This window comes from Acidobacteriota bacterium (assembly GCA_026707545.1).
Taxonomy (GTDB): Bacteria; Acidobacteriota; Thermoanaerobaculia; order Multivoradales; family Multivoraceae; genus Multivorans.
Genome location: JAPOWR010000001.1, coordinates 1,491,142 through 1,510,470, shown reverse-complemented (window position 1 = coordinate 1,510,470; position 19,329 = coordinate 1,491,142). Strand labels below are relative to the sequence as shown.

16 protein-coding genes are annotated in these 19,329 nt (G+C 66.4%); 10 read left to right on the top strand and 6 right to left on the bottom strand.

From position 1 onward, the window contains the following. Positions 1 to 16: 16 nt before the first annotated feature. Entirely contained in the window at positions 17 to 1,168 is a 1,152-nt protein-coding gene (locus OXG83_06025; protein MCY3964572.1) for a phosphotransferase, read from the bottom strand. Between the two features lie 113 nt (positions 1,169 to 1,281). Between OXG83_06025 and OXG83_06020 the strand changes: the two genes are divergently transcribed. The 5 genes from OXG83_06020 (at position 1,282) to OXG83_06000 (ending at position 6,481) form a co-directional block, all read left to right on the top strand. Continuing rightward, positions 1,282 to 2,169: an SPFH domain-containing protein gene (locus tag OXG83_06020; protein MCY3964571.1), complete on the top strand. Its 888-nt coding sequence runs from the start codon at positions 1,282 to 1,284 to the stop codon at positions 2,167 to 2,169. 18 nt (positions 2,170 to 2,187) lie between these two features. Then, positions 2,188 to 2,412: an Arc family DNA-binding protein gene (locus OXG83_06015; GenBank protein MCY3964570.1), complete on the top strand. Its 225-nt coding sequence runs from the start codon at positions 2,188 to 2,190 to the stop codon at positions 2,410 to 2,412. 158 nt (positions 2,413 to 2,570) lie between these two features. After that, a complete protein-coding gene (rpoD, locus tag OXG83_06010) occupies positions 2,571 to 4,295 on the top strand; it encodes an RNA polymerase sigma factor RpoD (protein MCY3964569.1) in 1,725 nt (574 codons plus the stop codon). Between the two features lie 36 nt (positions 4,296 to 4,331). After that, positions 4,332 to 5,036, top strand: a complete 705-nt coding sequence (locus OXG83_06005; GenBank protein MCY3964568.1) for a DUF72 domain-containing protein — start codon at positions 4,332 to 4,334, stop codon at positions 5,034 to 5,036. A 23-nt stretch (positions 5,037 to 5,059) separates the two neighbouring features. Next, positions 5,060 to 6,481 (top strand): MATE family efflux transporter, encoded by a 1,422-nt coding sequence (locus OXG83_06000; GenBank protein MCY3964567.1) that lies wholly within the window; start codon positions 5,060 to 5,062, stop codon positions 6,479 to 6,481. A gap of 37 nt (positions 6,482 to 6,518) precedes the next feature. On the opposite strand, the gene OXG83_05995 is transcribed toward OXG83_06000, so the two are convergent. After that, positions 6,519 to 8,546: a M14 family zinc carboxypeptidase gene (locus OXG83_05995; protein MCY3964566.1), complete on the bottom strand. Its 2,028-nt coding sequence runs from the start codon at positions 8,544 to 8,546 to the stop codon at positions 6,519 to 6,521. 154 nt (positions 8,547 to 8,700) lie between these two features. On the opposite strand from OXG83_05995, the gene OXG83_05990 reads away from it, so the two are divergent. The 3 genes from OXG83_05990 to OXG83_05980 are packed head-to-tail and all read left to right on the top strand — an operon-like array spanning position 8,701 to position 12,069. Next, complete coding sequence (locus OXG83_05990) at positions 8,701 to 9,501, top strand: succinate dehydrogenase (protein MCY3964565.1); 801 nt, start codon at positions 8,701 to 8,703, stop codon at positions 9,499 to 9,501. Further along, complete coding sequence (locus OXG83_05985) at positions 9,501 to 11,309, top strand: fumarate reductase/succinate dehydrogenase flavoprotein subunit (protein MCY3964564.1); 1,809 nt, start codon at positions 9,501 to 9,503, stop codon at positions 11,307 to 11,309. Before OXG83_05990 ends, OXG83_05985 begins: the two co-directional genes overlap by 1 nt. 1 nt (position 11,310) lies before the next feature. Next, positions 11,311 to 12,069 carry a succinate dehydrogenase/fumarate reductase iron-sulfur subunit gene (locus OXG83_05980; protein MCY3964563.1) on the top strand — a complete coding sequence of 253 codons (759 nt, stop codon included), beginning with the start codon at positions 11,311 to 11,313 and terminating at the stop codon, positions 12,067 to 12,069. Positions 12,070 to 12,075: 6 nt separating this feature from the next. Here OXG83_05980 and OXG83_05975 read toward each other — a convergent pair whose 3' ends face one another. Next, entirely contained in the window at positions 12,076 to 13,398 is a 1,323-nt protein-coding gene (locus OXG83_05975) for a tetratricopeptide repeat protein (GenBank protein ID MCY3964562.1), read from the bottom strand. Between the two features lie 120 nt (positions 13,399 to 13,518). Between OXG83_05975 and OXG83_05970 the strand changes: the two genes are divergently transcribed. Continuing rightward, positions 13,519 to 14,199, top strand: coding sequence for a nitroreductase family protein (locus OXG83_05970; protein ID MCY3964561.1), 681 nt, complete (start codon positions 13,519 to 13,521; stop codon positions 14,197 to 14,199). Between the two features lie 3 nt (positions 14,200 to 14,202). Here OXG83_05970 and OXG83_05965 read toward each other — a convergent pair whose 3' ends face one another. From OXG83_05965 to OXG83_05955, 3 genes are read right to left on the bottom strand one after another with little or no spacing between them, the layout of a single operon-like run. Next, positions 14,203 to 16,167: a PQQ-binding-like beta-propeller repeat protein gene (locus OXG83_05965; GenBank protein ID MCY3964560.1), complete on the bottom strand. Its 1,965-nt coding sequence runs from the start codon at positions 16,165 to 16,167 to the stop codon at positions 14,203 to 14,205. Then, positions 16,164 to 16,961, bottom strand: a complete 798-nt coding sequence (locus OXG83_05960) for an enoyl-CoA hydratase/isomerase (GenBank protein ID MCY3964559.1) — start codon at positions 16,959 to 16,961, stop codon at positions 16,164 to 16,166. The genes OXG83_05965 and OXG83_05960 overlap by 4 nt, the downstream gene beginning before the upstream one ends. An 11-nt stretch (positions 16,962 to 16,972) precedes the next feature. Then, a complete protein-coding gene (locus tag OXG83_05955; GenBank protein MCY3964558.1) occupies positions 16,973 to 17,392 on the bottom strand; it encodes a DUF1801 domain-containing protein in 420 nt (139 codons plus the stop codon). A gap of 130 nt (positions 17,393 to 17,522) precedes the next feature. Here OXG83_05955 and trkA point away from each other — a divergent pair, with 130 nt between their 5' ends. After that, positions 17,523 to 18,905 carry a Trk system potassium transporter TrkA gene (trkA, locus tag OXG83_05950; GenBank protein MCY3964557.1) on the top strand — a complete coding sequence of 461 codons (1,383 nt, stop codon included), beginning with the start codon at positions 17,523 to 17,525 and terminating at the stop codon, positions 18,903 to 18,905. Positions 18,906 to 19,329: the final 424 nt, after the last annotated feature.

The window sequence follows — 19,329 nt, the reverse complement described above, 5'->3', positions numbered from 1 at the left end:
AGAGCCGCCAGACCTCCTAACCGCCGCCCACGATCTTCCGCAGGTCTCCTGCGCGCGCGAGGAGCGACTCGAGCAGGGCGAACTGGACCCGGCATCGGTCCAGATTCTGGCCTGGCCGCTCGACGCGGAAGTAGATGTCGTCCTGGAGGTGGTCGGTCAGGAAGCGGACCGCCTGTTCGAGCGTCAGCACCAGAGCGCCATCGACCAGGCTGCGCCGTTCTTCGGCGGTCAGGAAGCCGGCCCCGTCCAGGTAGCCGGCGGTCAGCGCTCCGAACAACTCGAGGTCGACCTCGATTCCTCTCGGGTCGCGGGCATCCTCGTCGGCCCGGTGAGCCATGGACCGCGCCATGTCCCCGAAATCGAAGGCCGCGAGACCTGGCATCGCGGTATCCAGGTCGACAACGCACAGCGCTTCGGCGCTTCGCCGGTCGAAGAGGACGTTGCTGATCTTGCAGTCGTTGTGAACCGTTCGCTGGGGGACGCCACGGGCCGCGGCCTCGATCAGCCGTCCGGCCAGGTGCCGATGCGCGGCAGCGGCCCGGATCTCCGCCTCGGCTCGCGTGTGGCGGGTCGCGGCCTGTCTGCCTTCCGGCTCGTCCCTCAGCACTCTGTCCAGAGCGTCGAAGCGGCTCAAGGTGTCGTGGAAGCCAGCGATCGTCTCGAACAGGGGTGGCGGGGGAAGGTCCGCGAGCATGCCCTGGAACTGCCCGAACGCCTGCGCTGCCCGAAAGACCTGATCGGCTGACGACGCGGTGACCTGAGTCGTCACGTCTTCGATCAGCTCGTACATCCGCCAGTAGCCCTCCGCGCCGCTTCCGTCCCTTCTCCTGCCACTTCCTTCGGAAGCGCTCCTGATCTCGATCCACGTTCGACCGCTGTCCGCCGGAATCAGCGTCAGCCGGCGCCTCCTCCTCCCGGTGCTGAGCTTCCCGGCGAGGTGCCGGGTGATCCGCTCGACGTTCTCCATCAATCGACGCGGATCGGTGAAGACGTGTTCGTTGATCCGTTGCAGGAGTCCCCGCCGCCCGCCGGGCCCCGAGATGACATAGGAGTCGTTGATGTGGCCGCTCCGCAACTCGTGGGCGGCGGTGGGCGTGCCGCCGAGTTCAAAGCGGGTGGCGGTCTCCAGGACGGCGTCCATGGAGAGGGTTGGTCGCTGCTCCGTCATGCAGGGAAGCTTCCGGAGTAGGAGCTTGCAGTATGATATGTAAGTGATATCATCCTTATATCAACCATCCTCACGGCCGTTCGGGCCGTGTTTGACCTAAGGAGTCACCATTCATGAAGACCAAGATGGTAGAGCACCGGGAGGAGCGCCTCTCGGTCAGGTCGGGCCTGACCATGCTGTGCCTGCTCATCCTCCTCATCCTTCTAGCGATTGCGGGGACCGCCGTCTTCGGGATCTGGCAGGTCATCCCAGTCGTCATCTTCTGCGCCGTGTCCATTCCCGTTCTCGTCTTCCTCATGTTCGGGCTGTTCATGGTCCACCCCAACGAGGCGAAGGTGCTGCAACTGTTCGGCGACTACCGGGGCAGTGTCTACGACACCGGCCTTCGCTGGGCGAACCCGTTTCTGACCAAGCGCCGCGTGTCGGTGCGAACCCGGAACTTCGAGACCGGCAAGCTGAAGGTGAACGACAACGCGGGCAACCCGATCGAGATCGGAGCCGTCGTCGTCTGGCGGGTGGTGGACAGCGCCGAGGCTCTCTTCAATGTCGACGACTACGAAGACTACGTTCAGGTGCAGAGCGAGGCGGCGCTACGGAACATGGCCACCGGTTACCCCTACGACGCGCACCAGGAGGGGGAGATCTCCCTGTCGCACCACACGGCCGAGATTTCGGAGCGTCTGCGGGGCGAAGTGCAGGAGCGGCTCGCCACCGCCGGCGTCGACGTGATCGAAGCCCGGATCAGCCATCTCGCCTATGCCGCGGAAATCGCGGCAGCGATGCTGCAGCGCCAGCAGGCCGCGGCGGTTGTGGCTGCGCGGGCCCAGATCGTCGACGGCGCGGTCGGAATGGTGGAGCAGGCGCTTCACATGCTGAGCGAGAAGAACGTGGTCCACCTCGACGACGAACGCAAGGCGGCAATGGTCAGCAACCTGCTCGCCGTTCTGTGCAGCGACCGCCATACCCAGCCGGTCGTGAACACCGGCACGCTCTATCCGTAAACGGGGAGACGTGGTTCGGTGGCCGCTCCCCGCAAGGCATTCCTGCTGCGCCTGGACGTCCGGGTCTACGAGGAGATCCGGAGCCTCGCGGCGTCGGAACTCCGGAGCGTCAACGGGCAGATCGAGTACATGATTCGGCAGGCACTCCGGAAAAGGGGAAGAAGTACGGGCCCCTCCGATGTTGAGACGACCGGAAACGCAGCCCCTGAGCGAGAGCGGAACGAAACACCACAGGGTGGCTGATCGTCTTCATACTGGTACACTTGCGCGTCGTCGGTTGTCCTACGGTCCGCAAGCCGCTGAGACGCTCCTCCAGCGGATGGGGTGGTCTGTAGGTTGAGGCCCGCCAGAAAGACACGCGCAAGCTCGGGCGAGAAAACACACTTTCCGGAGAACGAAGCATGGCAGTTGCCCCCGTAAAGGACACAGGCAAACCGCTTGAGGCGAGGTACGCCTCGATCCGTCAGTTGCTGGAACTGGGGAAGGCGAAGACGTACCTCTTGGGTGACGAGATTCAGGACATGATGCCCGCCGACATGGTCGGGGTCGAGGGGGAGATCCGTGAACTCCACGACCGCCTCCGGGAGCTTCGGGTGGGCGTCATCCGCCGCCCGGACTGGTATGTGGCGAATCTCGACGAAGCGGTAACGCTCGAGATCGACAAGGCGGACGATGATCCGGCGACGCCGACCGTGAGCGAGCCGGTGAACACCAGCGATCCGGTGCGGATGTATCTGCGCGAGATGAGCACCGTGCCGCTGCTGGACCGGGACGGCGAAGTCGAGATCGCGCGGGCGCTGGAGGACGGCGAGTGGCTGATCTTCCAGGCCATGGCCGGCAACCCGGATCTGATGACGCGTCTCTTGGCGCTGACCGAACTCGCGGACCGCAAGAACGCAAAGCCGCTGTCCCAGTTGGTCGAGATCGACCACCCGCTGTCGCTGCTCGACGAGAACGGTCTGAAGCGGATCGCCAAGCGGGTGGGCGTGTTCGAGAAGATGAAGGAGCTGGAAGGGCAGCTGGAGCGCACGCGGCGCCGCCAGAAGCGGTACAGCCCCCGTGGCGACCGCTACCAGGAGATCGAGCGGGAGATCGACCGGCTCGAGGAGAAGGTCTCTTCGCTGATCGTCGAGCTGGCCTTCACCGGCCCGGACCGCAACCGGGTGGTCGACCTGGTCAAGCTGATCGACAACCGCTTCCGGCGCAGTGAGCGCGACATCAGCCGCGCCCAGGTGGCGCTCGAGCGCGAGAGCAACGAGGAACTCAAGGCGTTGCACCGCCGGCGTATCCAGAAGTACCGCGAGGCGGTGCGGGCGCTCGAGGCGCGGTACTCGATCACCCAGGGTGAGTTGCGGGCGCTGGTGGCGAAGGTCAAGCGCGGCGAGGCGTTGAGTGAGCGCGCCAAGGAGCAGCTCATCATGTCGAACCTGCGCCTGGTCGTGTCGATCGCCAAGAAGTACACGAACCGCGGCCTTCAGTTCCTGGACCTGATCCAAGAGGGCAACATCGGTCTGATGAAGGCGGTGGAGAAGTTCGAGTACCGCCGCGGTTACAAGTTCTCGACCTACGCGACCTGGTGGATCCGTCAGGCTGTTGCGCGCGCGATCGCCGATCAGTCACGGACGATCCGGATCCCGGTTCACATGATCGAGAACATCAACAAGCTGACGCGTACGTCGCGTTCACTGGTGCAGGAACTGGGCCGCGAACCCACCGCCGAGGAGATCGGCGAGCACATGGACCTGCCCGCCTCCAAGGTGCGCAAGATCATGAAGATCGCTCAGGCGCCGGTGTCGCTGGAGACCCCGGTCGGCGAGGAAGAGGACTCCCACCTGGGGGACTTCATCGAGGACAAGAACTCGCCGTCGCCGGTGGACGAGGTCATTTCGGCCAACCTTCGCGAGCAGACCGGCAACGTGCTGCGGTCGCTGTCGCCCCGCGAGGAACTCGTGCTGCGGATGCGCTTCGGCGTCGGCGAGGGATCGGAGCACACCCTCGAGGAGGTCGGCAAGTCGTTCAATGTGACCCGGGAACGCATCCGGCAAATCGAATCGAAGGCGCTAAGGAAGCTCCGGCACCCCGACTGGGCGCAGAAGCTCCGTCCGTTCCTCGACGACGGCGCCTGATTCCCCGGTTTACCGGGTCGATACCGCGTTCAGGCAGTGCGGGTACGCACCGGTACCAGTGGGTTCTCCTACCCGGCGTGGGCGGGACCGTTCTATCCGGCCGGCACGAAGCGGCCGGACATGCTCTCGTTCTATGCCTCCAGGCTCGGCTCGGTGGAGATCAACAACACCTTCTACCGCATGCCGAAGACGGATCTGCTGGAGCGTTGGCGCGACGCGGTGCCCGAAGGCTTCCGCTTCGCGCTGAAGGCATCCCGGCGGATCACGCACCAGCAACGACTCAAGGATGCCGGGGACTCGGTCGACTACCTGTTTCGCACCGCGGAGGTGCTCAGCGAACGCCTCGGCCCCTTCCTGTTCCAGTTGCCGCCGTACCTCCGTCGCGATATCGATCGGCTGGCGAGTTTTCTCGGCCTGTTACCAGACGGAATGCGCGCCGCGTTCGAGTTCCGCCATGCCAGTTGGTTCGACGACGAGGTGTTCGCACTGCTTGCCGACGCCGGCGCTTCGCTCTGCATCGCCGACGCCGGAGGCGACCATGACGCGCCGCTGGTGGCGACCGCGGACTTCGGCTATCTTCGGCTTCGCCGCGAGGACTACGACGAAGCGGCGCTTCGCGCCTGGGCCGACAGGATCCGGCGGCAACCCTGGCGCGAGACTTACGTCTTCTTCAAGCACGAAGACGAGGGGGCGGGACCGCGCATGGCGGCGCAGTTCGAAACCCTCCTTCTTGAATCCTGACCCATTTCACACAGACACGAGCCATGAACATCGACATCTCCTATCGGCGCATCTTGGCGCTGGCGGGACCGGTGGTCATCACGCAGATGACCCACACGGCCATGGGCTTGATCGATGCGATGATGGTCGGTCGGCTGGGCGTCGTCGCCCTGGCCGGGGTCGGCCTGGGCGCCATCATCTCCTGGTGGTTGCTCGGCTTCTTCGTTGGCCTGCTGCAGGGCGTGAACACGTTCGTCGCCCAGTTCTTCGGCGCCGGCAGGAAGGACCGGGTCGGCGTCGCCTTCTGGCAGGGTCTCTACCTGGCCGCCGGCGCGGGCGTCGTCGTTCTGCTCGCGGCGCCGCTGTCCGGCTGGGCGTTTCGCGTGATGGGGGCGTCGGCGGAAGTCCAGGCGATCGCAACGGACTACACCGAGGTGCGCCTGGGCGCCGCGGTGGGTCTGATGATCTTCCTCGTCGCGGAGAACTACTATCGTGGACTCGGTCGCACCGAGGTTCCCATGTTCGCGGGGCTGATTCAGCTAGCCCTGAACTGCGGGCTGAACTACCTGCTCATCTTCGGCGTGTGGGGATTCCCGGAGCTTGGTGCCGCAGGCACCGCGGTCGGTACGGTAATCGCCCAGTTTCTAGTCGCGCTCGGCCTGCTGGCCGGGGTGCTCGCGACGAAGATGGGGCGCGACTACGGTGCGACCCGTCCCAGGCCGCCAGAGGCGGCCCTGCTCGGCCAGATGCTCCGCGTCAGCCTGCCGATCGGCGTCCAGGTGTTCATGGAGATGGGCGGAATCAGCGTCTTCACGGCCCTCGTCGCGAACCTGGGCGACGCGGAGATGGCGGCGACGAACGCCGTGATCCACGCGTGGTCCGTTTCCTTCATGCTCGCCGTCGCGCTGGCCGTCGGTTGCACGACGCTGGTCGGGCAGTGCCTGGGCGCCAGACAGCTCGACGACGTGCGCGTCGTCGTCCGTCGCGTGATGTGGTTGGGCTACGGGGCGATGGCAATCATGGCCATCGTCTACGTCGGGTTCCCCGGGTGGCTCATGCAGTTGTTCGCGCGGGAGGCGGGAGATCTCGCAGCGCTTCTGCCATACGCCAGGCCGCTGTTTCTGATCGCCACGCTGTGCCTGATCTTCGAACTGCCGTTCAACATCTACTCCGGCGCGCTTCGAGGCGCCGGCGACACGACCTACCCGATGGTCGTGAACATCGGCGTTGCCTGGCTCGTCTTTGTGCCGCTCGTCTTCTTCGCCACGCGGAACTGGGGCCTGGTCGGTGCCTGGAGCTGTTTCATCGTCCACGTAGCGTTGCTGGCGGGCCTGCTCGCCGTCCGGGTGCGAGGACGGACCTGGATTGAACGCGGCGCCTCCCTGCTCGATGCGGAGCGGGCTGGAGGCGTTGCAACGTCGAGCGTGTCCGAGATCGACGACCTCCGCTCCTCGCCGGCGCTCTGAGCCGGTTCGGCTGTCGGGCGGCGCGAGCGGACCGCGTCTATGGTGGGCGGCAGCCGTCCGGGAAAGCGGTCGCGTCGGTGATCGTCGGCGCTGGCACGCCCGGTTCGTTCTCGTACTCCTTCACCGTCTCCGTCAACGTGTCCGTGACGCGGATCGTGTAGCCGAGGTCCGTCGTCGAGGCGGCGTACACCCAGACGTGACCGTTCAGGGCACAGCCGTCCAGCACCTTGACCAGGATCTCCCAGTTGTTCCGGCTGAAGAAGGTGAGCAGCCCCGAGTCGTTCGTTCTTGCGGCGGCCACCACACCGGCCACGCCGGTTTCGCCGTCCGGCTTTCTCCACTCCACGGTCACGGCGTAACGTGAATCCTGAAGGCAGAGCGTTTCCCGGTCCGGCTCACATGACCCTTCGTCTTCCGTCGGCGGCGGCTGGGCGGCGGCAACCTGCAGGAAGATCGCGCTGACGGCGCCCCAGTTGCTGTCGCTGTCTCTTGCCCGCACGAAGACACTATGTTGACCGGCGCTCAGACCGGTCGTGTCGATGGTGGCACCCGCGTTCTCCGTGCGGCTGTCGAAGTCGCGATCGGCCGCGTACATGGCCCTCGCAGTGCTACCCCGCGCCCAGGGCGGCGCGTCGACGTAGTACTCGCCGGCCGCGATGTTCTGCGTCGGTTCGAAGCCGTTGCTGTTCTCGTAGCGGGTGTCGTCGAAGGTCGCTGACAGCGTGACGGCCGTTCCGGCCGCGACGCCGGTCGTCGACGCGCCACCGCTCAGACTCAGGTTGCGAACATCTGGACCGGCGGGGGTTCGGTACGGCGTCCGTGCCACCTTGAAGGCGTAGATAAGGGACTCCAGGTTGTCGTCCAGAATCGAGTTCTCGAATCGGCTGCAGCCCTGGAAGAACGTCGTGCCCAGTTCGTAAGTAAAGGAGGCACGGCCGAGCACGCCGTACCCGTAGTCATCGGTCGTGCCGCTCGTCGGGTAGAACCCGACGGCTTGAAGCGGCGTATAGCCGTTGAAGTACGCGAGCTTCCGGCCGAGGGTCTGGAGCGCCGTGCCGTTGGGCGCCGGGTCGTGTACGTGACCCCAGGGCCAGAGGATGAGACGCCCATGGCTGTGAATGTCGAGGACGACGCCCGATGTGCGGCTTGACGTCGCAGCGTAGTCGCCGGGTCCGCGAGCGTCGGGGAACAGCCTCGCCATGTAGGTCTGGATCGCCTGCGTCTCCGGCTCGGAGGCTGCCGACAGGCCCCGGTACACGGTGCTGCACTCGTTGGTGCTGGAGCCCGACTCCCCCCACTTGAAGTCGAAGTTGCGGTTCAGGTCGACTCCTGCCCATGAATGGGGACAGTGGCGCGTGTTGTGGTTCTTGCGCCAGAGCAGACCCTCCTCGGCGCGTTTCCTCCCGTCCGGATTCGCCTGCATCATGATGTGGACTTCCTGGTAGTCCAGTAGCCAGCGCACGTCGGCGTCCGTCTCGTAGGAGTCCACAAGGTGCTCGGCGAAGCGCAGGGCGAGTTCGGCGGTCGTGTACTCCCGGGCGTGGAGCGCTGCGGTGATGAAGAGGGCCGGCTTCGGACCCGGGGTTTCCGAGTTCGTCAGGCGCAGCACATACAAGGTGTGGCCATCGGGGTGCCTCCGCGTTTTCTTCCACGATCTTCCGGCCCATCTCCAGGAGGCGAGTTTCGGGTGTGCACGGGTGATCGCCCGCGCACTCTCGTAGGTTTGCTCCACGGTGCGATAGCACGGGAACCCCGCGATCGTTCCTTCTACGACGTCCGCTGGCGGCTCGGAGGGGAGCGCGACGGAAACGTACTCGTCGTCTTCGACGATCCGCATTCCGGCTTGGCGGGCGGTTTCGATGTCCTCGTCGGTGGCTCGCAGGACGATGTAGCCCTTCTCGTACTCCGACTCGAGAGCATCGAGCGACATGACCGCTCTGGCGGCGACCAGCCGATCGTCGAAGTAGGCGCGCACGACCCGGGCGCCATCGGGCTGCTCGAGCTCCTGCGCCGGCAGCGCGCCGGTGGCCGCGAGAACGGCGGACAGGGCGAGGATGCGGGTCATTTGAACCGCAATTCGATCACAGGCGGCAGGCCCCGCCCACGCGTGGATCCCAGGGTCGATCAGGACGCGACTTGTGGCTATGATCACCGCCGGGCCGACCGCGCCCCTCGCCCACGCACTTCCATCCAGCGACCCAGAGAGGACAGAATCCGAGATGGCTTTCTCCGCCGTGCTGAAGCGGCGATCGTTCGGTGAGACGCAGCGTCAGGACGCCTGGTGGCTGCAGCCAGGCGCCGTTGTCGTGGGTCTCGGTCTCGCAAGCGTCTACGCGACCTGGGCGGCGCTTCAGGCCGATCACTACCACTTGGGCGGCTACCTGTCGCCGCTGTACTCGCCCGAGGTCTTCGGCCTCTCGCACCATGCCTGGTTCGAGGGCTTCCCGAACTGGTGGCCGAGTTTCGTTCCCCAGTCGCCGGCGCTGTTCATTCTGATCCTGCCGCTGGGATTCCGCGCCACCTGCTACTACTACCGGGGCGCGTACTACAAGGCATTCTGGGCCGATCCGCCGGCCTGCGCGGTCGGCGAGCCGCGGAACGCCTACCGGGGGGAGAACTCCTTCCCGCTGATCGTCCAGAACATCCACCGCTACTTCCTGTTCGCGATGATGGCCTGGATCTTCGTGTTCTTCCCGATCGACGTGTACCGGGGGTTCGTGTTCGAGACCGCGTCCGGCGGCCATGCCTTCGGCATCGGCGTCGGCAGCTTCGTCCTCCTGATCAACTGGCTGCTGCTGAGCGGCTACGCCCTGGGCTGCCACTCGACGCGCCACGTGATCGGCGGCTTCCGCAACGTGATGGCGGGGAAGCCGTTCCAGAGCGCCTGCTACCGCTGCGTCTCCTGCCTGAACCGCCGGCACATGGCCTGGGCCTGGTTCAGCCTGATCTGGGTCACCTTCTCCGACATCTATGTCCGGCTCTGTTCGATGGGCGTCTGGACGGACTTCAGGCTCGTCTGATGGAGCAGACACCCTACGATTACGACGTGCTGGTGGTCGGCGCGGGCGGCGCCGGGCTGCGCGCCGCGATCGAAGCGTCGGCCAAGGGCGCGTCCTGCGGCGTGATCTGCAAGTCCCTGCTCGGCAAGGCCCACACGGTGATGGCCGAAGGCGGCATGGCGGCCGCGATCGGCAACGTGGACGAACGCGACGATTGGAAGGTCCACGTCACGGACACCCTTCGCGGCGGCCAGTACCTGAGCAACCCGAAGATGGCGGAGATCCACGCGAAGGAAGCGCCGGCGCGGGCGCTGGAACTCGAGGCCTGGGGTGCCCTGTTCGACCGGACGAAGGACGGGCGCATCCTGCAGCGGAACTTCGGCGGTCACCGCTATCCGCGCCTGGCTCACGTCGGCGACAGGACGGGGCTCGAGATGATCCGGACCCTGCAGGATCACGGCATCCACCGCGGCATCGACTTCCACATGGAGTACACGGTCTTCCGGCTGCTGCTGGACGACGGCCGGGTGTCCGGGGCCCTCGCCTACGACCGGGAGCGCGGCCGGTTCCGGGTGTACCGGGCGAAGTCGGTCGTGCTGGCCACCGGCGGCATCGGCCGTGCCTTCAAGATCACGAGCAACAGTTGGGAGTACACCGGCGACGGCCACACGCTGGCCTACGACGCCGGCGCCGATCTGATCGACATGGAGTTCGTCCAGTTCCACCCGACGGGCATGGTCTGGCCTCCGAGCGTGCGCGGCATCCTGGTCACCGAGGGCGTGCGCGGCGAGGGCGGGATCCTCCTGAACTCGGACGGTGAACGGTTCCTGTTCGACGAGATCCCGGCTCTCTACAAGGATCAGACCGCGGACAGCGCCGAGGAGGGCTGGCGCTACGTCGTCGGCGACCGCGACGCACGCCGTCCGCCGGAGCTGCTGACGCGGGACCACGTCGCCCGCTGCATCGTGAACCAGATCAAGGCCGGCAAGGGGTCGCCGCACGGCGGCGTGTACCTGGACATCGCCTGGATCAAGGAGAAGATCAGCAACTCCGAGGAGCACATCAGGAAGAAGCTGCCGTCGATGTACCACCAGTTCAAGGAACTGGCGGGTCTCGACATCACGAAGGAGAGGATGGAAGTTGGGCCGACGACGCACTACGTGATGGGCGGTGTTCGGGTCGATGCCGAGAGCCAGATGTCGTCCGTCCCCGGCCTCTACGCCGCGGGCGAATGCGCCGCGGGGCTCCACGGCGCCAACCGGTTGGGCGGCAACTCACTCTCCGACCTGCTCGTCTTCGGCAAGCGGGCGGGTGAGTACGCGGCGGCATTCGCCAGCGAACAGGGCGACGTCCGGCTCGACGAGGGAGCGGTCGATACGGGGATGATGGAAGCTCTTGAGCCGCTCGAACGGGAAGGCGGCGAAGGGCCGTACCAGATCCAGCACGAACTCCAGGACCTGATGCAGGAGAAGGTCGGCATCGTCCGAATCGAGTCGGAACTCGAGGAGGCGATCGAAGAGATTGGCCGGCTCTCCGAACGGGCCAGGGCTGTGTCCGCACCCGGCAACCGCGAGTACAACCCGGGCTGGCACACGGCGCTCGACCTGCACCCTCTGCTGGTCGTATCCGAAGCGGTCGCCCGTGCCGGTCTGATGCGGCGCGAAAGCCGCGGCGCGCAGTTCCGGGACGACTATCCGCAGAAGGACGAACACTTCGGCAAGGTGATCGTCCGGGTCGCCAAGGGCGCCGACGGGGAGATGGTCGTGGAGGAGGTACCGGTGGAGCCGATGAGCGACGAACTGACCAGGCTGGTCGAGGAGATGGGCTGAGATGGCCGCGACGCAGTTCAGGATCTGGCGCCAGGACGGCGCCGAAGGCGAGGGCGGCTACCGCGACTACACGACGGAAGTCACCGAGGGCATGGTCGTCCTGGACGCGGTTCACCAGATCCAGGCCGAATCCGCGAACGACCTCGCCGTGCGCTGGAACTGCAAGGCAGGCAAGTGCGGGTCCTGCTCGGCGGAGGTCAATGGCAACCCCCGTCTCATGTGCATGACGCGGATGAGCGACCTGCCGACGGACCGGCCGGTGACGGTCGAACCGATGCGCGCGTTCCCGGTGATCCGGGATCTCGTCTGCGACGTGTCCTGGAACTACGAGGTCAAGAAGAAGATCGAGCCCTTCGAGCCCAGGCCGCCCGATGCCGAGGACGGTACCTGGCGGATCGACCAGGAGGACGTGGAGCGGGTCCAGGAGTTCCGCAAGTGCATCGAGTGCTTCCTGTGCCAGGACGTCTGCCACGTGCTGCGGGACCACCACCTCCACGACGAGTTCGTCGGCCCCCGTTTCTTCGTCTACAACGCGGCGCTCGAGATGCATCCCCTCGACACGCGGGACCGACTCGCGTCACTGAAGCAGGACGAGGGGATCGGCTACTGCAACATCACGAAGTGCTGCACGAAGGTCTGCCCCGAGCACATCACGATCACCGACAATGCGATCATTCCGCTCAAGGAGCGGGTCGTGTCGGAGTTCTACGACCCGCTGAAGAAGCTGTTCCGGGTGTTCTCGGGCGGTTCGCGGGCGTAAGACCGTCTACAACTGCTCGAGGGCAGCGCGGGCCACGTCCGCGTACTCGCCCTCCGGATCGAGCTCGAGCGACTTGCTCAGGTGCTCGCGGGCCGTGGCCGCGTCGCTCGCGTTCACCGCGAGGATCCCGAGTTCGTAGTGCGCTCTCGCCAGGTCCTTGACGTCCTCGTCTTCCGGCGCCGATGCCAGGTACTTCGTCAGGTGTTCCCTGGCCGGGCCGGAATCGGCGCTGCGACGGTAGATCACACCGAGCCGGAAGTGGGCGCGCGGGTGGTTGTCGTCCCACGCGATCAGGGACTGGTCGTAGAGCTTCGCATTACCGTAGACCTCGTCGTTGAAGAGCTGCTCGGCCTGGTGCTGCACCTGACGGCCCGCGGTCGGGTTCGCCTCGATCCAGGCCTTACCGGCCTCGATCGAATCTTCCAGGTTGCCCTGCAGCGCGTAGCTGAAGAACGTCATCCGCAGCGCCTCGTTGTTCCCCGGATCCAGTTCCAGCGTGCGGCCCAACGCTTCCAGCGCCGGTTCCCAGTTCTGGTTGTTGAAGTGGATCGTGCCGATGTTCCGGTATGCCTGGAAGAGGTTGGGATCGAGTGAGGCCGCCTCGGTGAAGAGGGTGACGGCGCCTTCATCGTCGCCTGCCCGGACTGCCGCAACACCCTGGGAAAACACGTCCGGAGCAATCTGCGCTCCCATTCCCGCATCGACCGAGGCCGTCTTGTACTCCTCCGCCCGAGCGTCGCCGACGGCAAGGAACACGCTGAACGCCATTGGCGCGAACTCGAGAGGCAGCGGCTCCAACTCGAGGTACTTGTTCAGCGGTTCGAAGGCTTCTTCGTTCTGTCCGAGGTCGTACCGGATCGCGGCGATCAGGCGATAGGCGGCGGCAATCGTCGGATCGAACTCCACCGCCTCCTCGAAGTGAGGCAGGGAGGCCGTGGCATCGCCGCTCTGAATTGTCCGAATCCCCTCATTGAAGGCGTCGACCGCCTTCTGCTTCTTCATCGTTTCCTCGTCCCAGAGCTGCGGCGCGAACGACGTGTCACGGCCCTTGGTCATCGTGAACTCGACCTCCCGGTCGGGATGGCCTTCCTTCTGAAGCAGGAGCTTGTAGGGTTCGTCAGCCGGTTTGAGGCGGACCTTGATGCGACCGTTCTTCCGGGTGGTTTCCTTGATGACCTCGCCGTCGGGCGACGTGATCGTGATGTTCACGGGGCCGAGTTCCTGCCCCTGCATGTCCTGAACCCGCAGGTCCAGTTCACTCTGAGCGGTCGCTGCCGAGGCGACGAAGAGCATCGCCAGGGGAAGGAGTCGAAGGACGGTTCTCTGCATCGTCTGGTACCTCGGGGTCGGCCGCCGTACCCTTGGGCCGGCGTTTCACTTGGGAGACTGGAGCAGTGTGGCGATCCTATCGCTTGACGCGGACTTCGCGCGTGGGGGATCGTACGGCCCATGCACGCCGACGACTTCTTCGAACTGCTCTCCACCGCGCGCTCCGTGCGGCGCTACAGTCCCGAGCCGATCCCGGACGAGGATCTGGCGCGGATTCTCTATGCCGCGAGCCGGGCGCCGTCCGGTACGAACCGCCAGCCCTTCCGCTTCATCGTCCTCCGGGACGGACCCCGGGCGCGGCGGGCTCGCCGGTTGCTGGGCGAGTCCTTCCGCCGCGGCTGGGCCCGCAAGACGGAGCAGGAGGGCTGGAATCGCGGTTCGGCCGCCGATCCGAACTCGCCGAAGTCGAGGGTCAACCGGGCGATTCAGCACTACGTCGATCACTTCGAGCAGATCCCGGCCGTCGTCATCGCCTGCTACGTCCGCTACCGGGCGCTGACGCACTCGGAGGGCGCGTCCGTCTTCCCGGCGTGCCAGAACCTGTTCCTCATGGCGCGGGCGCTGGGCTACGGCGTCTGCTACAGCGGCTGGCACCACGCGGTGGCGGACGAACTGCGTGAGATCCTCGGGATTCCGGACGGGGTGGAGCTGTCGCTGACGATCACGATCGGTCGGCCGCTGGGGCGTCACGGCCCGCTCCGCCGGCGGCCGATTCGCGACACGGTCTTCGACGATTGCTGGGAACAGGGGGCGGAGTGGATCAGCGACCCGCCGGACGCCCGGCTCTCGAAGAGGCGTTGACTCCTATCCGGTCGGCAGCGCGTACGCGACCAGCGAGTGCTCCTGGCCGCGGTTGCCGACGGGGACGACGATGAACTGACGGCCGGAGACGACATAGGTCATCGGGCTGCCCCCCGGCGTGTCGGGCAACTCGGTTCGCCAGACCTCTTCGCCGGTCGCCTTGTCGAACGCATAGAGGAAACCGGTCGACGGGCCGCGGGACGCGAAACCGCCGGGCCCCTCCTGATACGTGCCGGGAACCTGTTCGCTGGTGACGACGAACACAAGAGTGGCGGTCACCATCGGCCAGCCTGGCGTGAGACCGGCGAGCGGCCAGGCGCCGAGCCGTCCCAGGTCGAGATCGGCAAGAGCCGGATGGTCGCGGGGGCCGTCGCCCAGTGGCGTCTGCCAGACGATCTCGCCACGGTTCAGGTCGATCGCGGTGAGCCGGCTCCAGGGCGGTTTGACGAGGGGCAGACCTTCCGGGCCGGCGGGGAACGTGAACGCCGGCAGGTAGTCGCGGTCGGAAGGCTGCCGCTCGGACGGAGGAATGAGGGCCATCGTGCCCAGGCGCGTCTGCGACGGCACGAACAGGACGCCGCTGTCCGGATCGACGGCGGCACCGCCCCAGTTCGCGCCACCGGCCTGGCCGGGGAGTTGCGCCATCACCCTCCGGTTCTCGCCGGCCAGGGTCGGCGGCGTGAACATTGGGCCTCCCAGGAGGGTCTTCCGGTAGATCTCGAGCGCCTTGGCGTTCAGCTCCAGTGTGAAGTCGATCAGGTCGCTTTCGCGCAGGCCCTGGCGGTCGAACGGCGGCGGCCTGGTTGGGAAGGGCTGCGTACCCGCGGTCCATTCCCCGGGAACGAGGCTCTCGGGGACCTTGCGCTCCTCGATCGGCCACACCGGTTCGCCGGTCTTGCGGTCGAAGACGTACGTGAAGGCCTGCTTGCTGACCTGGGCTACCGCTTCGATCCGCTTGCCGTCGACCTCGATGTCGAGCAGGATCGGAGCGCACGGGAAGTCGTAGTCCCAGAGACCGTGCCGGACTGCCTGGAAGTGCCACTTCTTCTCGCCGGTCGCGGTGTCGATGGCGACCAGGCTCTCGGCGTAGAGGTTGTCGCCGTGGCGGTGGCCGCCGTAGTAGTCGCTGGTCGGCGTGCCGGTGCCGAAGTAGACCCATCCGGTCTCGTCGTCGCAACTCATCCACGACCAGACGTTGGTGTTGCCCGAGTAGCGCCAGGATTCGTCGTGCCAGGTCTCGGCGCCGGGCTCCTCGCCCTGGGGCACGGTGTGGAAGACCCACTTCTTCCGGCCGGTGCGGATGTCGTAGCCGCGGATGTGGCCGGCCGGCATCTCCTGGGTCAGGGAGAAGTCCATGATCGTCATGCCCATGAGGACCGTGTCGCCGCAGACGATGCCGGGCGAGTTCGCGCCGGTCTCGCGCATCTGGTCCGGTCGCCCGATGTCGCCGCGCATGTCGACCATTCCGGCTTCGCCGAACTCCAGGTCGGGCTTGCCCGTCTTCGCGTCCAGGGACACGAGTTGATGGGTGCCGGTGACCAGCACGATTCGCTGCATGCCCCGGTGCTCCCAGTACTCGATGCCGCGCTGGGTGAAGCCGCCGTGAGTCGGAATCCCGCGCTCATAGGCCTTCGGATCGTAGGTCCAGAGTTCTTCGCCGGTCGTCGGGTCGACCGCGCTCACGAGGTTCATGGCCGACACGGCGTAGAGCGTGTCGTTCACCATCAGCGGCGTGCCCTTGAGGTCACCGGTCAGGGTCCTCGTTTCGACGCGGCCGTCAGGAGTGACCCAGCGCCAGGCGACGTCGAGCTCCGAGACGTTCGAGGCGTCGATCCGGTCCGCCGGCGAGTACTTCGTGCTGGCGCGGTCAGCGGCGTAGTGGCGCCACTCGATCGTCTCCTGGGCCGCCACGGCCGCTCCGCTCACGAGGATTGCGACGAGGGCCGTGCGTGCGTGCGTTGCGGTCATCGGCCCTTGAACTGCGCGGGTCGCTTCTCGAGGAACGCGAGAACTCCTTCGCGAGAATCTTCCGTCGCGCCCGCTTCAGCCTGGAGGCGCGCCTCCAGGTCGAGTTGCTGCTCGTAGACGTTCTGCCAGGTCGCCCAGTACGCCTTGCGGATCATCGCCAGTGAGCGCGGTCCGTTCGCCAGTCGTTGGGCGAGTTCCGTGGCCCCCTCCATCAGCGACTCCTGGTCGTCGTACAGCCGGTTGACGAGACCCCACTCGAACGCCTTGTCGGCCGGCAGACGCTCGGCGAGCATGGACAGTTCGACCGCGCGCCCCCAGCCGATCAAGCGCGGCAGCATGAACGTGGCGCCGCCGTCCGGGACCAGTCCGATCCGGGCGAACGCCTGCAGGAAGAAGGCCTGCTTCGAGGCGCAGACCAGGTCGCCGATCAGCGCGAAGCTCATGCCGACGCCGGCGGCCGCGCCATGCACCGCAGTGACGATCGGCATGTTCAGGTCGCGGAGAGAAAGCAGAAGCGGGTGGTAGTTGTTGCGCAGGTTCTCGCGGGCAGTGGGGTTGACGGCACCTTCGGCCGGCCCGCCGCGGCCCGAGAGGTTGGCGCCTGAACAGAAAGCGCGGCCCGCGCCGGTGAGCAGCAGGGCGCGCACGCCGCTCTCCGGATCGCGGATGCGCAGGACGGCGTCGCTGAGTTCGCCGACCATCCGGGCGTCGGTGGCGTTCAGCACTTCCGGGTGGTTCAGCGTGATCGTGGCGAGACTGCCGTCCTGTTCGAACAGGATCCGTTCGTAGCTCATGTTCTCCTCTCTCAGTCCGGATACATCTCGCGCATCGCGTCGAGGGAACTGCGCATCAGTTGCTCCAGCACGTCCATGTCGACGTCGGCGAGCTTGTTGACGTAGAGGCAGGACTTGCCGGTCCTGTGCTTGCCGAGTCGTGACAGCAGGTCGTCGTAGTTCGAGAACCCGGGCATGACGTAGATCGTCAGGCTCTGTTTTCGGGGCGAGAAGCCGATGCGTGGCCAGTCGCCTTCCCTGCCGCTCGCGTACCGGTAGTGGTAGCTGCCGAAACCGACGATCGACGTGCCCCACATCCGGGGCTTCTCGCCGGTGACCCGCTTCATCAGCTCAAGGACAGTGAAGCTGTCCTCGCGCCGGCGATCGTTCTCGACGGCCGCCAGGAACTCCTCCACGTTGGCGTCGTTCAACTGCGTCTTCAATGCGCTCATACCGTCACTCGATCTTGGCGGGGCGGGTGTCCGTGCGGGCGGAAGCGGGAACCGTAGCAGACCGCTTTTCGCGGAAGATCCGTGCTCCGCCATCCGTGCGCTCGAAGACTCGCGAACGTAATGGTGTCTTATGCTCGACGTGGTGAGCGCGGAAGGCCACTACTGCGTCATGGGGATCGGCGACATGGGTTTCCACATCGCCGAGGCCTTCGGCCGGGACGGTCGGAGCCTGACGCTCATCGACACCGACCCGAACAAGGGACACCGGATCGAGGAGGAACTCGACGCCGCCTTCGTTGTCGGCAACGGCGCCCACCAGGCCGTCCTGGAGCGGGCTCGGGTAGGCGAGGCGGACCTCTTCATCGCGGCTTCCTCGTCCGAGGAAGCGAACCTGGTCGCGTCGGTGATCGCCCGCAACCTGGGCGCGAAGCGTTGCGTCGTGAGGATCGACACGTCCGAGGATCTGACGACCTACCGGCGCTCATACGAACGCCTGTTCGGCGCCGACCTCCTGCTCTCCCCGCAGAGTCTGGCGACGAACGCCATCCTGAATGTGGTGCTTGGCCATCACACCCACGAAGTCGACTACCTGGCCAAGGGACGCTTCGAACTGCGCACGATCCAGGTCCAGGAGGACAGCACGGTCGCCCGCGTGCCGATGAGCAAGGTACCGCTGCCGGAGGGCGCCCGGATCGTCGGCTACTTCGACGCGGAGCACGAACTCTCGATCCCGGGTCCGAACCTGCGTGCCGCCCCGGGTGGACTGGCGATGGTCCTGTGCCGTACCCAGACGACCCACGAGGTGGAGGAGCTGTTCGCCTCCCAACTGCAGGAGCCCCGTACCGTCGCCATCGCCGGCGGCAGTCCGGCCGCCGTGGCGGTCGTCAGGGCGCTGCGCAACCAGGTGAAGCGGCTGCGCTGGATCGAGCGCGACCGCCGGCGGGCGGAGTACCTGGCGCAGTCGTTTCCCGATGTCGAGGTGCTCCACGCGGATCCGATCGACGCCGCGACGATGGAGAGCGAGGGGCTGGGCCGGGCCGATGTGCTCATCGCGGCCACAAGCCACGACGACAGCAACGTGGTCGCGGGGTTGATCGCCCAGGAGCTGGGCGTGGGGCAGGTCGTGGCCCTGATCCACCACACGACCAGCCGGCTGTGGCAGCGGGTCGGCGAAGTCGAGCTCGTGTCGCCTCACTCCCTGGCGATCGACCATGTCCGCAACTTCGTCGCCAACGGCTACAAGGCGAACCTGGTCAACCTGGCGGACGGCGCCCTGCAGGTCGTGCAGCGCGTGATCCACGAGGCCAGCCCGGCGGCCGGCGCCACGCTCGCCGACCTTCAGGCTCCACGGGGCCTGATCGTCGGAGCGGTCGTGCGAGGTGACCGCGTGTTCATGCCCGAGCGCAGCAACATGCTGCGGGCCGACGACCAGGTCATTCTGTTCGTGCACCGCTCCCAGACCCAGATGGCCCGGCTGCTGTTTCCGGGCAGCGAAAGCGAGGTCGCCAGCTAGCTGGATTCTTCGGGCTCACCCGTCCGCTCCTGCGGCCGGAGGGGAGGGTCTTTGCGGACGCACCCGCCCGTCCTGGGGCCGGAGGGCTGGAAGTCGGTGCTGAGGAGAGCTGACGCCCAGAGCCTCGCAGCGACCTCTGTCTGGATGCGGACTGGACGGCGTCGGCAGGGCGTTGGCGGCGCTCCTAAATGGTCTTGGGTAGGCTGTAGGCTTGTGAGGGAACTGAAGACGTAGGGAGACACAACGATGAACAAGTTGCGATCGTTTCGTTCGTCTCTAGGGGCTATCGGGTGGTGGGGGGCTGTTGTCGCCCTCGCCGCTGTGGTGTCCCTTGGGGTCGGAGAGCCGGTGGAGGCGGTGCAGCCGGGGGCGGACTTGAGTGGGGAGTGGGTCCTCAACGAGGAGGCGAGTGACAATCCGCAGC

What these genes read in the sequence shown, in the direction of transcription:
- OXG83_06025 (MCY3964572.1), bottom strand. Translation starts at nt 1,168, where the DNA reads ATGACGGAGCAGCGACCAACCCTCTCCATGGACGCCGTCCTGGAGACC.
- OXG83_06020 (MCY3964571.1), top strand. Translation starts at nt 1,282, where the DNA reads ATGAAGACCAAGATGGTAGAGCACCGGGAGGAGCGCCTCTCGGTCAGG.
- rpoD (MCY3964569.1), top strand. Translation starts at nt 2,571, where the DNA reads ATGGCAGTTGCCCCCGTAAAGGACACAGGCAAACCGCTTGAGGCGAGG.
- OXG83_06000 (MCY3964567.1), top strand. Translation starts at nt 5,060, where the DNA reads ATGAACATCGACATCTCCTATCGGCGCATCTTGGCGCTGGCGGGACCG.
- OXG83_05995 (MCY3964566.1), bottom strand. Translation starts at nt 8,546, where the DNA reads ATGACCCGCATCCTCGCCCTGTCCGCCGTTCTCGCGGCCACCGGCGCG.
- OXG83_05990 (MCY3964565.1), top strand. Translation starts at nt 8,701, where the DNA reads ATGGCTTTCTCCGCCGTGCTGAAGCGGCGATCGTTCGGTGAGACGCAG.
- OXG83_05985 (MCY3964564.1), top strand. Translation starts at nt 9,501, where the DNA reads ATGGAGCAGACACCCTACGATTACGACGTGCTGGTGGTCGGCGCGGGC.
- OXG83_05980 (MCY3964563.1), top strand. Translation starts at nt 11,311, where the DNA reads ATGGCCGCGACGCAGTTCAGGATCTGGCGCCAGGACGGCGCCGAAGGC.
- OXG83_05975 (MCY3964562.1), bottom strand. Translation starts at nt 13,398, where the DNA reads ATGCAGAGAACCGTCCTTCGACTCCTTCCCCTGGCGATGCTCTTCGTC.
- OXG83_05970 (MCY3964561.1), top strand. Translation starts at nt 13,519, where the DNA reads ATGCACGCCGACGACTTCTTCGAACTGCTCTCCACCGCGCGCTCCGTG.
- OXG83_05965 (MCY3964560.1), bottom strand. Translation starts at nt 16,167, where the DNA reads ATGACCGCAACGCACGCACGCACGGCCCTCGTCGCAATCCTCGTGAGC.
- OXG83_05960 (MCY3964559.1), bottom strand. Translation starts at nt 16,961, where the DNA reads ATGAGCTACGAACGGATCCTGTTCGAACAGGACGGCAGTCTCGCCACG.
- OXG83_05955 (MCY3964558.1), bottom strand. Translation starts at nt 17,392, where the DNA reads ATGAGCGCATTGAAGACGCAGTTGAACGACGCCAACGTGGAGGAGTTC.
- trkA (MCY3964557.1), top strand. Translation starts at nt 17,523, where the DNA reads ATGCTCGACGTGGTGAGCGCGGAAGGCCACTACTGCGTCATGGGGATC.